The following is a 16,552-nucleotide window of genomic DNA, read 5'->3' as shown; positions in this document are numbered from 1 at the left end:
TATATTTTCCTGCTGCTACTGTATAAACTACTGCAGATCCAATTCCACCTACGGCACAATTGTTTCTCACAAATCCACTTTTAGCAACATTGCCAAAACTACAGGTTCCCGTTTTATTCGCATTAGCCTGTCCATTCAGATTTACATCATCTTGTGCTAAAGTATCCGCATCTTCCTGAGAGATAATTGAGGTAATCATTTTTGAATACACTACTACCGATCCCGTTCCTCCAACATCACAGTTGTTTTTTGTGAAAGAACCGCTTTTGGTACTGCTAAAAGTACAAGTGCCATTGGCATTGGCATAAGCTTGTCCATCGTTTTGTGCTAATAAATCAGCTGCGGCCTGAGTAGCTGCTCTATATTTTCCTACCCCTACTGTATAAACTACTGCAGATCCGATTCCTCCCGGAGCACAATTGTCTCTGACAAATCCGCTTTTAACCACATTCTCAAAACTACACGTACCATTGGCATCGGCATAAGCCTGACCATTAGTCTTACTATCATTTTCTGCCAAAGCATCAGCTGCAAGCTGTGTCGTTCCTGTGTAGGTTCCCTCAGCTACCGTATAAATTACAGTAGATCCTATTGCTCCGTTTCCACAATTGTTTTTGGTGAACGTGCTATTTTTGACAATGTTTCTATATAAAGGTCTTACATTAACTACAATCGTAACTGGTGCACCTGAACAATTTCCTAATTTAGGAATTACCACATAAGTTGCAAATGCTGTTTCGCTACCTATATTTGTTAATTGCTGTCTTATCGCATTTCCGGTACCCGAAGTCGCGCCGGTTAAACCAACCTGGGTTACGGTCCAACTATATGTTGTATTGGGTTTAGTTGCTACCAAACTAATAGCGGTCGTCTCCCCTGTAGAAATCGTTTGCGCAGAAGGACTAGCAAAAACATCTGCTAAACAAGTTTCAGGAAATTTCGTAGGAGTCGTTTTAATCACCCCTATAATGGATGGACAATCCTGAGCAAATGAAACTAATGAGTAAAACATCACTATAAAAGTCATGCTCCATTGTTTCTTTGTTTTAAAAATATTCTTCATTTTTAATTTTATTATGCTGCGACTTTTAAAACCGACAGTCTCTTTTTTAACCGGAATTAATTATTTTTAAAATAGAATTGCCCAGAGATCGTTTTTATACAAGAACACCTATCTCAATCCTTTATTAATGTCATGTTAACTTCACTAAATTTTCTTGGCCCTCCTACAGGTGATGATTTACCTTATTGGAGTACATCCTCCTTGACTATTAGCATAAGCTTGCCCGTTAGCATAAACATCATCTTGCGCTAATTGATCTGCCTCCTCTTGAGTTGCTGCAAAATAAGTGTTTGCCTGAACGTTGTAACTTACAACCTCGGGTTCTTGATTTCCACCACAGGTCTCATTTGTAAAAAAATCCCCTTTTGGATTATTCCCAAATAGATAAGAACAGGTTCCAGTTGTATTGGCATAATTCTGCCCCTTTGTATCTACATCATTTTGAGCTAGTGTGTCTGCTTCAGCCTGAGAAGAAGAAGAAAAATATGTATTGGCCGGTACTGTATAGGTTACGGCAATCGCTGTTCCTCCTGCACCACAATTGTTTCTAACGAAAGAACCACTTTTGACACTATTCGTATATAAAAGTTCTACATTAATAACTACGTTTATAGGTCTTCCCGGGCAAGTACCCAAAATTGGCGTTACCGTATAAACAACTAATCCGGCAGCAGCTCCTGTTTTAGTTAGTATCTGAGTAATTGTATTTCCGGTTCCCGCTAAAGCACCGGAGGCGCCATTAGAGACTACTTCCCATTTAAAAATGGTGCCCGGAACTGAAGATGTTAAAGAGATACTGGTTGCACTTCCGGGTTTGATTGTTTGTGAAGATGGCGTTGCCCTAACATTGGTCTTACATTTATCTACCACAATCTCTCCAATAATTGGAATACATTCGCTACTCGGAACTATTGTTGAACTAAATGAAGCGCCTCTTAAATCGGTACTTTTTTCATTAGTACTTCTCTTAGATTTAGCATTATTCTCCGGTATATTTTCCATTGCAGGTAACACCGAATCAAGTTCATTAAAACTATTGTTACTTAAATTCACCACTACTTTTGCTGTTACTGCTTTAAAATTTGCCGGTAAAGAATCTAATTTATTATTGTTTAAAAGCACTTTTTTTAATGCCTGACAATTAACAAAATCCGGAACCAAACCGGTCACACCGGTATAACTAATCTGAAGATATTTCAGGTTAAGTAATTGCCCCATTTCCTGAGGTAATTGTCCAAAGAGATTTGCATTTTCCGTAATAGAAAAACTTTCTAAATACCTAAGCGCAACTATGCTTCGAGGAATGATTCCCTTTAGATTTACATCCGCAGGAAAATAAAGTTCCGTAATGTGTCCATTGGTCACTGTTACTCCTTTCCATCCTAATTTAGATTCTTCCGCATAAGTTTTTACAGGTTTATTAAAATCCCAACCTGTTAAAAAACTTTTGTTTAAGGCAATACTATAAATTTCTCTTAAAAACCTTTTTTCTTCCGCAGAAATATCTGCTTCCATAACAACAAAAGATTTTTCGTCAATTGTCTTTGAATTCTGCGAGATTGTATTGTCTTTCCTAAAAATCGCTTTATTTCTTCTTTTAGAATCCGGATATTTCTCTCCTGAGATACTAATTTCCAGACTCCCGTTTTGTGCGGTAGTTCCGGACTTCTTAAGAAATATTTTTCCTTCTACTACAGTAAATCCAATAGTTTCCTTTTTTAACTTATGAGAAAATATTGTGCTCGTACTAAGAATACAAAAAAAGCTAAAAATTAATGTACTGGTTAATTTCATGTGAGTCATAAATTATTACTTTTTTGCAGCCGTTTTTGGTGTTAGACAAGGAATTACCTGTTTTTTCACTATTGCCTTCTGGCTTGGAGCCACCTTTAGACTCTTTCTTCCTGTATGCGATTGCGTTGTGCTAACACTAATATTATTTTGCTTTAATTGTGCTTTGTAGTCAAAATGAGACGCTTTTGCACAATCAGGATTGCTATCATAATCTTCGAATCCATCAGAAGCCAATTCGCTATATTCCGTATTAGAAGCTACAGCAACAGGTAGTCTGTTGTTATAACCATATATAGCAGATGAATATCGATTTAAAGCATCTTTGTTTTCAACTTCCTGTCCGTACGGATTGTATTGTGTCACTTCTGAAGCTGACGTCCATTTGTTTTTATGAGTTGAAATTCCCCATTTATTATCTAACATGACATAAAGCGGATAAAAATCTGCAAAAAAGCCAGTTTTACGAGGTGTCGGATCTTCGGTATAGTTTCTTCCGGTCAGGTAAGCGTATGATCTGTTTGCTCTCCAATTTCCAAGAACGTTGTACACATACGGGTTATAAAAATTAGCCGCGTCTGCATCATCACTAGCTGAAGTTGTTTTTTCATACTCATGTTGCAATTCGCCTTTTTCATTGAATACCATTTTAGGTAAATTACATTCACATTGTGAAGGCCAAATATCTTTATACAATATGGCAGAGGCGTTTACAATTCTATTACTTGCATCTCCGGATTCAAATGGATTCGTTCCAATGTTTTCTTTCATTGAAACAATCTCATTGTTTGCATCATAATTGTATAATGGGTTTCTCATTGAAGTAATGCTTGCCATTCCTGCCATTTGCATGTTGCGATGACCGGAACGAATTACTTTAATTTTTCCTGATTTATCAATGTTTTTAATCAACTTTCCTTGTAAATCAATAAGTTTAAAACTTTCATTCTCTACTTTAACAACCCAGGCTCTGGAATCGATTCTATTGTCTTCAGCATCAAATCCTGTGACATATACCTCATCGCCATTTATTAAATAATCGGCTTCTTTTGTATCTCCATCACACTTGTAACCTTCATTGAATTTTTCAATTTTAGATGTAAAATCAGCATTTTTAACTGCCTGACTCATACCATCATACCCCCAATAGGCAGGGAAATTGAAATTAAAATAGTTATCACCATACTCATTGATTGTTTCCGTTAACAAAATTTCTCCTGTAGCTGCATCCCAAGCCAGATTCTTTGTAGAAACTACTGCACTGACATCACGCGCAATCTTTTCTACCAATATTCCTGAACTGTGAATAACTTTTGTTGTTGTAGCGATTCTAATTTGATCTTCGTGCCCGCTAAAACTTGGAATAGGGGTAGGAACAACAACGATAATTATCGTAAAAGGAAGCGTTGCAATATTTAAATGAACCCCACCAGTTGTAGATTTGGTTTTATTTTCTCTAAAATCGTTTATAACATCATAATCAACACCCACCATTTTTTTATCGATCGCTCCTTTTGAATCGATTGTTTCAATGATATTATTTAATCGTCCCTTATTTATATCTCCGGGATTAGATTCTACACTATACTTATACTCAACTTCAGAAATAACTTTACTCTGTCCTTCTCCAAACACTTTCTGGCTTTTCATTTTTCCATCCATATCATTGGTATGTACAGAAAATCCCTGCGCTAAAGAAATATGGTTTCTAACATTCAGATTCATTATACCCGCTAAAGCTGTTGATGAATCAAAATTGGACGATAAAGTTGTTTTGTCAACAATCGTCGGAAACTCTTTTGAAGTATAAAATTCCGTCACCACAGATCCTGTTGCATGCTTTTTTACTACCATGTTTTGATTGTTCTCGGTTTTCTTTCGTGCCAAATTCGATACCGTTACACGGCTATACGTAACTTTCGGATTAGGAAAGAAGGATTCTCCTAATGGCTCCTCGACATAATTTTCACTTTCCGCACCTAGCAATAAATCTCTTTTACTTCTGTCGTAAAAAGGTTTAACAAATGGATTTTCTTTAGATCCTAATGGTTCATAGGTTGCAACGCCCGAAGATTTCCCATGTTCGTCAGTGTACTTATATTCTTGCCCGTATGATTGCTTATAAAGATTGTTCTCAATATTCTCAGTCATCACATTCCATTGGTCATGGAGTTCTATTTTCTTAACTCTGCTTCCTCCCCCTATTTTGCAATTATTAGTATTCATAAGGCGGACCCATGACTTCCCGGTGACAAACATGCTGGCAATTTCCTTTTCTCTTAATTGGGTATTTGGTCCCTCAAAAATGTCTAAGAGACTAGACATAGATCCAATCAGTTCCATAATAATCCCTTTTACATCAGAGGTATCTTCTTTATTGCCTAAACTATAAACAAGACGATTTAGGTTTTGTCTTCCAAAATTCCATCCTGCTTTTTGTATTGGGTTTGTATCTCTATCCGTTTTTTCGCTAAATCCATCCCCTTCTCCCACATACAACACAGGAATGGAAGCATAATTTTTTCCGTCTTTTGTTGCAAAAAAACCACAGTTTTTGTCGGCATTTATTTGAACATAACCTGTTACATAATCATACTTATCTGTACTTCCACCAGCCAGAGGACTTGGATCAACCATATTGAGCAGGAATCTAAAATAAAGCGGGTTTTCTTCTGTACCAACCGTTTTTAAATAACTCTCTTTAAAGGTTTTTTCATCCATATCTTTATCAATCTCAACATAGACATATTCACCTATAGCTCTCTTTTTAATAGTAGTATTAATGTCATCCAAATTCCTCGGCGTCCTATCTCCACTGCCCACAACTTTGAACATTTGCATCGCTTGTTTATCCTGAACAAAAGCATAATCATCTGATTCAAAATTAACTTCGATTTCACCACCCGACGGCAGTCGTATCGCTTTTAACAGCCATGCCGAAGCATATTGGTCTGCCTTTACCCGATCATTTTGATCTATATATGGATATTCTGCATTTGATAAGTTACCGGTTGTACTACCATTTACATGTGCAAGGGATGGTCTGTAACTACCCCAGACATCATATCCCTTCATATCATAAACCGGGTTGTTTACTACATCTTCTTCAATTTTGTAGTTTTCATTTGGTGTGCCATTTGTATTCTCCGTCAACACTTTTGGAGCATATTTAAAGACATAGGGCGTAAATTTTCCCATCTTCGAATTTTTATAGGTAAAATAAACCTTCGTTAGTGTTAATTTCCCTTTTTGTCCAGCAAATGCATCCTTTTCCGCTGCATTAATATTATTGTCTACACCCTGACATAAACTATAATTATACTCAAAGTGTGCTTTTTTGATTGCTATTGGCACTTCTCCTTTTTTAATTTTAGCATCATATTCCGGTTTAGAATACAACGAAATACTGTCCAGTTTGTACATTTTTGAATCTTTACCTATCGATCCGTTTTCGCCCGCAACTCCATATCCATCATTTCTTTCAGAAAGATGAAAAAGAGCTATATGTGTTTTTGTTATAATTTTTTTAACATATAATAATTCTTTCTCTCCGTATATATAATTTCCTTTATTATCTTTTTGACTTGATCTTAGACCTTCATCATGATTGGCCATATTCCCTCTAAATGGAATTCTCCATTTGTAAGTATTCCCTTTATCTTTATTTTTGTTTTCGTACTCAAATTTGGTGTATGTTCCCAAATCGTCATCTGTAAGTCCATCACCTTTAATATCCTGGTAATCTGGTGATAAAACTGAGGTTAACAAATACGAATGTGCATAAGATGGCGTAGTAATACGGTTGAAATACTCATCACCCTCCCGTTTATTTCTGGTCGAATTATCGTTTCCTCCATATTCAACTAATCCCTCTTTATAGTGGACAGGATTATTACCAACATCAAATGTAACTTCCTTTTTGACTATATTATAAGCAGCTCTACCATAAATATAGCGTTCTCCACCTTCCTTTGTTACTTTTATTTCGGTAGTGTGGTGATCGTGTTTCCCTTTAAGTGAATAAGGACTTATCAAATCTGAGCCGTATGCTTTGGCTTCTGTACGCGTTAATTTTTGGATAGCTTGGTTTCTTGATAAACGTTTGTCACGCAGTAACGAGCCCGCTCCGTCAAATTCTTTTTCGATACCATCAGTCTTATCTTTTACATGATATTTTTGACTGGTTCTCCTTGAGAATTTACCTCCTTCGATCTCTAACCTTATAGGGCTATATCCTCCTAATTTGTTGTTTAAAAGACTTAATTCCTGATCCACATGGTTTCCTCCAATGGTCTTAAAAAACACTTTCTCGTAATCAGGACTCTTGCTTTTTTTTTCTTTAAACCGCCCCAGAGCAGGATTAGAGTTTTCCCATACTCTCGAATGGCTGTTACCCAAAGTCATCGTACCGTCTACACCTACGTGCACTCCACCACCGGCACCAAATTCTAAACCTAATGATCCTCCCGAACTCACGTCTGTAGTTGCGTTATCATATACATACCCTACCTGAGATTTGTACGGACGATACATTCCCGAAATTCCCTGACCTTGAATACTGTATAAATCGTAAGTATTATTCGTGATCGGTAATGAAGTTGTATTTTTATTAAATGTCCTGTCTTTTTCTCTGTTGAAATCTAAAACATCTGATTTTCCGGCGTTATAAGTATTCTCAAAACCAAATGCTTTTTCAGACTTATACTTTTCGGAATCTCTGATACCTTGACTCGTTATATAACCGGAAAATTTCATTCCCGGCTCAATTCCCCAAACCTCACCTTCTATATTCACACTAAACATATAATTTGATGATGCCATCCCAACTCTTTTAACAGGTGTAAATGATGCATCTACAAATGAAAGGGTACTTGAATTTAAGTCGGTAGATTCATTACCTGCAACTGTTATAGTCCTGCCCGCTGCATCTTTAGTACTCTTAGTAAATGATTTACTTGCAAAAGTTGACAGCGTCATACTTTCCACACCTTTTCTGCTATTATAACTCACTCCTAAACTAGCTCCCAACGCATTATTACCTTTATCTGCCCCAGTGATTCTTTGACTAAAAGAAAGACTTGGCGATACCGAAACACCTTCAGAGGCTGAAGACGCAATATTCATACCCACCGAAAGATTGTTACTTATTTGATAACTCAAACCCGCACTTGATGTTACGGTAACTCCATCATAATTATTGAATTTAACTGCTAATCCTACACTTGCTTTTGCTCTTGATTCTTTAAATCCAAAAGCAGTTCCAAAGACATTCACATTGGAACCAATCGTTATATTAGGTTTCAAACTATTTTCATAGATCATTTCATCTCCATTAAAGTCATCCGGTAAACCGCGTAACTGCCTGGTAATTTGCCCCACGTCAAGATTCCAACCAAGACCAACCCACGAAGCTTCCTGATCCATAGTCACACCCGAGTTGTAAGCTAAGTTTAGAGGATATCCTCCCACATCCATTATCGGAATATTATAGTTAAAATCACCGCTGGATAAATCCACCATGTCTGATGTTCCTATGGGCGTAAACGATTCAAATTCCGGCTGAGAAGGCCCTCCTGTCAATGCATAAAGCTGCATAGGCTGGAAGGTTTCCAACAGAATCATCATTGCTAAGTAAATAGCCACCGTTTTTTTAAATTTACTTATTTTTTTTTGCGTAATCATAAGGCTATTTGGGTGTAGGTATCTTTAAATTGAAATTTGAGAGTTCCTTTTCTAAAAAGGAAATCAGTATATACTAATTGAATTTTTTCATTCGGGTCGATTCCAGAGAAGAATAGCAGTACTTTTTGATAAGGTGCAATTTTGTAACTTCGTTCGTAGGTAACTCCTGAGCAAGCAATCGTGTCCTTTTTGGAGGTGATAACATAAAAGTCTTTCTCAAGTCCAAATGACATATATTTTACGGCAGCGGTGTAATCCATACCTGTAAATTTTTTATCAAGCAGATCTTTCTCTTCTTCTTGCTGGAAAGTAAATTCTACAACTCTTTCCCGCTTATTTTCTTCATAAATAGAATCTACGGTCTTTAGGTCTTCATTCCCCAAATCTTTTAATAAGTAATATTGAACAGGAACTTCTGTGGCGATAAAACCAACATCTTCAACCTTTTGTGTATAAATGCGAGATTTCCAACCTATTTTTTCGAGGTTGAAATAGCGGTCTCTAATCTCTGAATCATCTGAGGTTGTTGTTTCTTTATCTTTTTTGCAAGAAGACAAAATAATAAACGCGAGGACAAAAACAATTTTAGTTAAGTCCTTCATATTTTTTATTTAAGTAGATAAGTAAATCATCTGTTACATCAATCTCGTCATCTGCAAACAAAACATTAGACTGACTGTCGGAACCAATAATCAGCTTGTAATCTTTGTCTTTGGAGAATTCTGAGGAATAACTTTTGATTCTTTTCCAAATTTTTGAAGATTCTTCTGAAATAAAAGCTTGCTCAAATTGGTGAAATTCTTCTTTGCCTCTTACAAACTCCTGCATTAATTGCGCTTTTACAGCTTCAGAAGTTTCAGGGTTTTGCAAAGTGGCGTATAAATTATCTAAAACTGCTTTTCTTGAATTAAACTCTTTCTCTCCTACCTTCTTCATTTCTTTGGTCATCACAAAACCATCAAATAGTTTAACAGAGTCAACATAAACAATCTCTTTATTCGATTTAATAAAATAAAACGAAAGCAATAAAACAATTAGCAAACTTACTGCCAACACTTTAGCAATAAATTTAGCCGTAAATTCGTATTTAAACATAAATAATCCCATTTTCTTAGGAGCGGCAAAAGTATTGTTTTTTAAGAATTTACCACCAAAAAAGGCTAAAATTTATTTAAAACAACAGAAAATAACATAAAAAAAAGTTAAATTATAAATTATCAGCAAAATATACCACACTAAAAATCAAATATTTAAACAGTAAAGTATCCAAAATTTTTAACACGAAAAAAAATAAAAATTTAACCCGTAACTATTCTAATTACTGTTCTTTTTTTAATGCAGTAAGATTTCTTTAAAATGAAAAAATCCTCACTAATTAATCCGAATTTGACTCATTGTTGGTTTTAACCAATGGTCTTTGTACTCTTTAAAAATTGCAAAATTTCCACTATTATTTCTAAGTTAACAAGTATCATAATGAAATTAATAATACCCTTTATCAAAAATACGTTTTACAAAAACCTAAAACACACCTAATCAACAAGTAAGACTTTAAAACATTATTTACAAAAAAATTAGTCCTAACAAACTGACGTTTCATTGATAATGAAAAGAAAAAAAAGTAACTTGCGCACCTTTTAAAATCATAATAACCCCTTGAAAACACACAAAATACCGCATTATATTCTACTACTTTTTGCTTTTACACTGCTATCTTTTGCTGATCCTTACCTGATAAAAAGGATCACTGATAAAGAATACAGATACGAATTTTACACTTCAGACAAAAAGATAACTCCCAAAGAAAACAAAACTTACTATTGGTTTAAAGGCGGATTAATACATGAAGCCCAAGGTGGTATTGCTGGCGATTTATTAGATGATAAATTTGTTAAAATGTATCATAACAATCAATTGGCGGAACAAGGTCAATTTAAAAACGGACTTCGTATCGGTTTATGGAAAACCTGGCATCAGAATGGTATTTTAGCTACTACCCTAACCTACAGCAATGGATTCAGATCCGGGAAATATTTCAGATACGATGAAAGCGGCAATCTAGTTGAAAATGGTAAATACAGCTCGAATCTCAAAACAGGAAAATGGAGTAACATCGAAAGTAAAGAGACAGTAACGTACCGAAAAGGTTTGGTGGTAAAAGAAAAAGAAACTTTTACAAGATCAGAAAAATATCGTATTCAGCAGGACAATGTCCGATTAGAAGAAGCCAAAAAGAAACAAAAAGAAGCAGAAGAAACTTCTGATGCTGCTAAACTTGACGGTTATAAAGCTAAAAATAAAGAAGAAAAGGCAAAGAAAAAAGAAGAGGCTAGAAAAGAAGCCGAATCAAAAGCTGCTTCAAAAAAAACGGCGAAAAAAAATCAAAAAGACGCCAAGCTAAAAGCTAAAAATGAACCAAAAAAAGAGTCAAAATTAAAGAATTTCTTTAAAAATCTTTTTAAAAAGAAGGATAAAGCTCCAGAATAATGATTAGAGCTCACAGTTTGTTGTATGCCATTTATGTCTGCTTGATTGTATCAATTATATGTGGTGCACTACTGTATTTTTCAAATTTGTACAATCAACTCAATCTTTATTACAACTTACAGGAAGAACTTTACATTCAAAATCAATCTGTTTTAAACTTTGCCTTAGGGAATAAAACTGTCGTTACAATAATCGAAAAAGACGAGGACTCAGAGATTGAAGGCAGCTATGAAACTAAACAATACGGATTACTCTCTTTGGTTATAGCCAATTCATATCTTGCTAACGATACTGTATCGTCAGTACATTTTGTTGGGGCACGACATACCGATAAAACTGCGATTTACTTAACCAATTTATCCAAATCTCTCTCTTATTCCGGAAAAGTAAACCTCATCGGAAACAATCAATTGCCTCGTACTTTTATTGAAACTTCTTATATCGACAACAGTTTAAATCAACTCACTGTACAAGGGGAAAATACACTCTCAGATATAAAATTACCGGAACTAAATCCGAATTTTAAAACGTTGTTTTCAAATATAAAATCCGAACAAGTACAACTTTCCGATCTAGAGAAAATCAAGGACTCTTTATATTATAATTCATTTAATAAGGTTACTCAAGAAATTCAAGTAAAATCAATTTTGGCTAATGTTATTTTCAAAGGCAACTTTATTTTACGATCTGAAGATTCTATACGGGTAAAGAAAAACGCAGTGTTGGAAGATGTTATTTTGATGGCTCCAAAAATAACATTTGAAGAGGGTTTTAAAGGAACTGTTCAAGCTTTTGCGACTCATGGAATTGAACTCGAAAAAAAAGTAACTTTAAACTATCCATCGGTCGTTTGTGTTTACAATGTGAATAAAGAGGAAGCTAAAATAAAAATAAAAAAAGAATGTAAAATAACGGGAGCAATTGTCCTGTTTGGTACTACGCCCGAAGAGATTGATAAAAACAGCATCGAAATAGAGAAAGATGGCTTATTGTTTGGCGATTTGTACTGCACCGGAAAACTAATGTTGGAAAGCAATGTTTACGGTTCGGTTTATACCAATCGCTTTTTTATGAAAACCGGATCGTCCAGCTATGAAAACCTCATCAGTAATATCGAAATTAATACCACAAAACGACCTGATTATTTTATTTCTATCCCTTTGTTCAATACTCAAAAAACGACCTATGGTGTTATCAAAAAAGTGTTGTAAAGTACCCGCCAATTCTATACTGGAATCGGTTATTGCGCTGACAATAATTTCAATCTGCCTCTATTTTGCAATCCTGATTTTTGCCTCTGTCTATACGCCAAAAACAACTGCTAAATTTTATAACACCCAGAATAAAGTTAATGAACTTTTCTATTTGTCTGAATTAAAAAGTGATTCTGTTTTAAACAACAACGAAAACCAAAATCTGCTTATAGAAGAAGAAACTATTACCAATGATCTTAAAAAAATTTCAATAATATATAAAGACAGTACCCAATCTAAATTTGAAAAAAAATTCTATGTCCAAAAACCGTAAAAACCTGCAATCCTTGCCTGCTTTTTCAATTATTGAAGCAGTCGTTGGTATGGCTATTACGGCTATTATCATGGGAATATTGTTTGTTATTTTTTCGATTATTACGGGAAGAATGCTGGATTTTAAAAATCAAAATCAATTAATAAACGACTTAAACCGATTAACCTATAGCTTAAACAAAGATATTTTTGAGAAAGAGAAAATGATCGTTGTCGAAAATGAAATTTACTTAAACGGATATACAGGAGAACGTGTTTCCTATCAATTCTCGGAAGATTATATTCTAAGAAACAGTGAAACTTTCATTGATACTTTCAGAGTCAAATTTAATCGCATACTACTGGACACTGTAAGAAGTAAATCAGAGCAATTTGTTTTCCAAAAAGTGAAATTAAATATCAAAGCAAATGAAAAGGAAATGGATTTAAGTTTTTACAAAAGAGTATATCCAAACGAACTATTACAAACGATTAAAAAATAATGAGTTTCGATTTAACGACCTATAAAACACCAAAAGCCAAGACAAAAGATCTCAAGATTCAAACTGGTTCTTTTCAGTTTTCTAAAAAACTTTCCGACAAAAAAAAGGAAATTTTCTATAGAGAGCTAGGCATGCTTTTACGTTCGGGAGTAGATTTTAAAAAAGCACTCGAAATTTTAAGCAATCAATCGAGCAATACATTTGAAAAGGAATTAATTCTTCGAATCAAAGAAAAAGTCGTCGAAGGAAGAAGCATTTACGAATCAATGCGGGAGAGCAATCAATTTTCTGCTTACGAGTATTATAGCATTCAAATTGGAGAAGAAACCAGAAAACTGGAGGAAGTTTTAGGGGAATTACAAAAGTATTTCAATCGAAAAATTCAGATAAAAAGACAGATCATTTCGGTTATGACCTATCCTACAATTGTTATGCTGGTAACAGTTCTGGTTTTATATTTTATGTTGAATAAAGTAGTTCCGATGTTCAGCTCTGTCTTTAAACAATTTGGAAGCGAATTGCCAAAAAGCACTCAAATTATCTTGAAAATATCCAATCATTCCGGAATGATTTTTTCTATTGTCATTGGAATTATTATTGGATTAATAACGATTCATGTCCTGTTAAAAGAGAAAGATAGCTACAGATCGTTTACCACAAAAATAATTCTTAAAATTCCGTATTTCGGAAATCTGATTCGAAAAATATATATTTCACGTTTTTGCCAGGCCATGAATTTACTGATTACTTCTAAAACAACTCTTATAAATTCATTGACATTAACGGCAAAAATGATCGGTTTTTACCCGATTGAAATTGCCATTCAGCAAATAAAAGAAGATATCACCAGAGGGGCTTCGCTAAATGAAAGTTTAAAGAAACACCCTGTATTTGAAAACAAAATGGTGTCGATGGTTGAAGTCGCAGAACAGGTAAATCAGCTTGAGAGCATGTTTGAGCGCTTAACCGAGCAATACAACGAAGAAATAAGTCATCAGACCAAGATGATCGGCGTTATTCTGGAGCCTATGATTATTATTGTAATTGGTGCCATTGTAGGTGTAATTATGGTTTCTATGTATGCTCCAATGTTTGATTTAAGTAAGATTATAAATAAATAGTTATTTAAGTAAAACTCATTTATGTTTTACTGTAATTGCTTAACAATGTTTAATAAAAATAAAAAATAGATATATGTTGAATAAGATTAAAAAATACCACACGCTAAACAAAAAATTTAGCGTAAAAGCCTACTCGCTAACAGAAATTTTAATTGTGTTGTGTATCATTGGTATATTACTACTGATGGTGCTACCCAATCAAACCTCAGTAATTGGACAGGCAAAAGCCATTGAGGCACAAGCGATGCTTAATCAGGTTTATGGACTTGAAAAAAGTTACTTTTATAAGCATTCAAAATACTCCGGCAGTTTAGAAGAAATTGGTTTTGAACAGGAGAAAACGGTAGAAGAAGGCGGACAGGCGGTTTACCGAATCGAAATACTGGATGCTACAAACGAATCCTTCTCTGCCAGAGCAACTGCGACTTCTGACTTAGATGGTGACGGTAGTTTTAATACTTGGGAAATTGACAGTAAAAAAATATTAACTGAAGTAACAAAAGAATAAATTGAAAATAGCTTATGCCATTTTATTGCTTTGTTTGATTGTAATTTTTATTCAGGATTTAAAATACAGAAGAATACACATTGCGCTGCCAATCGTAATTTTCATTTTATCCTGCTTTCTGATTTTATCTAAAATTAAAATCTTAAGTACGATACTTATTTCTAATATCAGTTTCTTTTTAATTACGTTAAGCATTTTGACGGCCTATATGAGTTTTAAGGCTAAAAAGTTTTTAAATCCCTTCCAACATTATTTTGGATTGGGTGATTTATTATTTTACGTGGCCATAAGTCCTCTGTTCTTACTTAAAAATTACATATTGTTTTTCATATTGTCTCTTTTATTTGCCATTTTCCTGCAAACTGCATTAAAAAGATTTATGAAAGAAGAAACGGTTCCGTTAGCTGGATTTTCAGCCCTGTTTTTACTGATTGTACTGCTGAAAGACCACTTTATGTTTCTCCAAAAAATCACTTTTTTATAATGACACAAGATATCGTAATTCAATCTGACGTGCAACATATGGTCACTAATGACCTTGCCAATCAATATCGAATATTGCCAAAGTCTTACTTTGAAAATACTTTAGAATTGTATGTTGATAACTCGAACAATAATGAAGAGGCACAAGATGAGCTGGAGCTTTTTTTAGGAAAAAATATCGTTTTTCATCCTATACAAGCAGAAGAAATAGAAAAGGCATTGTCAATTTATTACAGAAAAGAGCGAGCATTAAACTCCAATAAATCTTTAAATGTTGACAAAGGCGATTTTCTCGAAAATCTATTACTTGAAGCTAAATCTTTAAAATGCAGTGATATTCATTTTGAAGTTTATGAAGATTCCTCCCGTATTCGTTTTAGGATCGACGGACAACTAATTGAACGTTACAAAATAGAACGTGATAATTACCTCGAATTAGTCAATAAGGTTAAAATAAAAGCCAAATTAAATATTACCGAAAAAAGACTGCCACAGGACGGAAGAATTACCAATGAATCCTTTGATATCAGGGTCTCTATTTTACCCACTTTATTTGGAGAAAAAATAGTGATGCGTCTTTTAGGTCAGGATGCCTCAAATATAGATTTGAGTACTTTGGGTTTACAAAAAGAAGAATTAGAAAACTACCTCGAAGCTGTAAAAAAACCAAACGGAATCATCTTAATAAGCGGCCCAACAGGATCGGGAAAAACCACGACCCTTTATGCTACCTTAAGATTATTAAACGATAGCCGAAGAAATATTGTTACGGTAGAAGATCCGATTGAATATACTTTGAAAGGAATTAATCAGGTACAATTAAAAGAAGATATTGGCCTGACCTTTTCTGCCGCTTTAAAATCGTTTTTACGTCAAGATCCTGATGTTATTATGCTGGGAGAAATTCGAGATTCGGAAACGGCACTAATGGCAATTCGGGCTTCATTGACCGGCCACTTGGTTTTATCAACGATACACACCAACTCTGCAATAGGAACAATCTCCAGATTAATAGATATGGGGGTTCCGTCTTATTTAATTGCCGAAACTTTAAACCTTTCAGTGGCTCAGAGATTGGTTCGAAAACTTTGCGATCATTGCAAAAAAGAAACAAACTGCAATAGTAAAGACTTTCCCTTAAACTTTAAATTTCCTTATGACATTACCTCGTATTATAAGCCTGTGGGTTGTAATACGTGTTTTCATACCGGATATAAAGGCAGGACGGCAATTTATGAAATTCTAACTATCGATCCGGTAATTACAGAAGCGATTAAAAATAACACAATCACAAAATTATACCACAACAATAAAGATTACAAATCTCTTCCTGAGAAAGCTTTTGACCTCTTAGCCGCAGGGGAAACTTCTCTGGAAGAAATATATTCAATTTTAATAAACATATAAAT

The 16,552-nt window shown here is 34.5% G+C and carries 13 protein-coding genes; 8 read left to right on the top strand and 5 right to left on the bottom strand.

What is annotated here, in order from left to right:
• The 5 genes from AB674_RS18420 to AB674_RS18400 all read right to left on the bottom strand — a co-directional run.
• Positions 1-1,063 (bottom strand): DUF5977 domain-containing protein (locus AB674_RS18420; RefSeq protein ID WP_047778730.1); only part of this gene is annotated, 1,063 nt, incomplete at its 3' end.
• A 177-nt stretch (positions 1,064-1,240) separates the two neighbouring features.
• Positions 1,241-2,866 (bottom strand): DUF5977 domain-containing protein, encoded by a 1,626-nt coding sequence (locus tag AB674_RS18415; RefSeq protein WP_131701560.1) that lies wholly within the window; start codon positions 2,864-2,866, stop codon positions 1,241-1,243.
• A 6-nt stretch (positions 2,867-2,872) separates the two neighbouring features.
• Positions 2,873-8,536 (bottom strand): hypothetical protein, encoded by a 5,664-nt coding sequence (locus tag AB674_RS18410; protein WP_047778728.1) that lies wholly within the window; start codon positions 8,534-8,536, stop codon positions 2,873-2,875.
• Entirely contained in the window at positions 8,533-9,138 is a 606-nt protein-coding gene (locus AB674_RS18405; RefSeq protein ID WP_047778727.1) for a hypothetical protein, read from the bottom strand. Before AB674_RS18405 ends, AB674_RS18410 begins: the two co-directional genes overlap by 4 nt.
• The gene (locus AB674_RS18400; RefSeq protein ID WP_165579395.1) at positions 9,122-9,631 is read right to left on the bottom strand and encodes an OmpH family outer membrane protein; all 510 of its coding nucleotides are present in this window, start codon (positions 9,629-9,631) and stop codon (positions 9,122-9,124) included. Before AB674_RS18400 ends, AB674_RS18405 begins: the two co-directional genes overlap by 17 nt.
• Positions 9,632-10,192: 561 nt before the next feature.
• On the opposite strand from AB674_RS18400, the gene AB674_RS18395 reads away from it, so the two are divergent.
• The 8 genes from AB674_RS18395 to AB674_RS18360 all read left to right on the top strand — a co-directional run bounded on the left by AB674_RS18395 (position 10,193) and on the right by AB674_RS18360 (position 16,550).
• Positions 10,193-11,023, top strand: a complete 831-nt coding sequence (locus tag AB674_RS18395) for a toxin-antitoxin system YwqK family antitoxin (protein WP_047778725.1) — start codon at positions 10,193-10,195, stop codon at positions 11,021-11,023.
• A complete protein-coding gene (locus AB674_RS18390; RefSeq protein ID WP_047778724.1) occupies positions 11,023-12,234 on the top strand; it encodes a hypothetical protein in 1,212 nt (403 codons plus the stop codon). The genes AB674_RS18395 and AB674_RS18390 overlap by 1 nt, the downstream gene beginning before the upstream one ends.
• Positions 12,209-12,550 carry a hypothetical protein gene (locus tag AB674_RS18385; RefSeq protein ID WP_047778723.1) on the top strand — a complete coding sequence of 114 codons (342 nt, stop codon included), beginning with the start codon at positions 12,209-12,211 and terminating at the stop codon, positions 12,548-12,550. Before AB674_RS18390 ends, AB674_RS18385 begins: the two co-directional genes overlap by 26 nt.
• Entirely contained in the window at positions 12,534-13,031 is a 498-nt protein-coding gene (locus tag AB674_RS18380) for a type II secretion system protein J (protein ID WP_047778722.1), read from the top strand. Before AB674_RS18385 ends, AB674_RS18380 begins: the two co-directional genes overlap by 17 nt.
• Positions 13,031-14,152, top strand: coding sequence for a type II secretion system F family protein (locus AB674_RS18375; protein ID WP_047778721.1), 1,122 nt, complete (start codon positions 13,031-13,033; stop codon positions 14,150-14,152). Before AB674_RS18380 ends, AB674_RS18375 begins: the two co-directional genes overlap by 1 nt.
• 73 nt (positions 14,153-14,225) lie before the next feature.
• Positions 14,226-14,660 carry a type IV pilin protein gene (locus tag AB674_RS18370; RefSeq protein WP_047778720.1) on the top strand — a complete coding sequence of 145 codons (435 nt, stop codon included), beginning with the start codon at positions 14,226-14,228 and terminating at the stop codon, positions 14,658-14,660.
• A gap of 1 nt (position 14,661) precedes the next feature.
• Positions 14,662-15,144: a prepilin peptidase gene (locus tag AB674_RS18365; RefSeq protein WP_047778719.1), complete on the top strand. Its 483-nt coding sequence runs from the start codon at positions 14,662-14,664 to the stop codon at positions 15,142-15,144.
• A complete protein-coding gene (locus AB674_RS18360; protein ID WP_047778718.1) occupies positions 15,144-16,550 on the top strand; it encodes a GspE/PulE family protein in 1,407 nt (468 codons plus the stop codon). Before AB674_RS18365 ends, AB674_RS18360 begins: the two co-directional genes overlap by 1 nt.
• The last annotated feature ends 2 nt before the right edge of the window (positions 16,551-16,552 follow it).

Source organism: Flavobacterium sp. ABG, assembly GCF_001027725.1.
In the GTDB taxonomy this organism is placed as follows: Bacteria; Bacteroidota; Bacteroidia; order Flavobacteriales; family Flavobacteriaceae; genus Flavobacterium; species Flavobacterium cupriresistens.
Note: the sequence above shows the minus strand (reverse complement) of the source record. Positions and strands in the feature narration are given on the sequence as shown.

Excerpts from the sequence above, each read along its gene's own strand:
- AB674_RS18415 (WP_131701560.1), bottom strand. The coding sequence starts at position 2,866 with ATGACTCACATGAAATTAACCAGTACATTAATTTTTAGCTTTTTTTGT.
- AB674_RS18380 (WP_047778722.1), top strand. The coding sequence starts at position 12,534 with ATGTCCAAAAACCGTAAAAACCTGCAATCCTTGCCTGCTTTTTCAATT.
- AB674_RS18390 (WP_047778724.1), top strand. The coding sequence starts at position 11,023 with ATGATTAGAGCTCACAGTTTGTTGTATGCCATTTATGTCTGCTTGATT.
- AB674_RS18405 (WP_047778727.1), bottom strand. The coding sequence starts at position 9,138 with ATGAAGGACTTAACTAAAATTGTTTTTGTCCTCGCGTTTATTATTTTG.
- AB674_RS18360 (WP_047778718.1), top strand. The coding sequence starts at position 15,144 with ATGACACAAGATATCGTAATTCAATCTGACGTGCAACATATGGTCACT.
- AB674_RS18370 (WP_047778720.1), top strand. The coding sequence starts at position 14,226 with ATGTTGAATAAGATTAAAAAATACCACACGCTAAACAAAAAATTTAGC.
- AB674_RS18400 (WP_165579395.1), bottom strand. The coding sequence starts at position 9,631 with ATGTTTAAATACGAATTTACGGCTAAATTTATTGCTAAAGTGTTGGCA.
- AB674_RS18385 (WP_047778723.1), top strand. The coding sequence starts at position 12,209 with ATGGTGTTATCAAAAAAGTGTTGTAAAGTACCCGCCAATTCTATACTG.
- AB674_RS18410 (WP_047778728.1), bottom strand. The coding sequence starts at position 8,536 with ATGATTACGCAAAAAAAAATAAGTAAATTTAAAAAAACGGTGGCTATT.
- AB674_RS18375 (WP_047778721.1), top strand. The coding sequence starts at position 13,031 with ATGAGTTTCGATTTAACGACCTATAAAACACCAAAAGCCAAGACAAAA.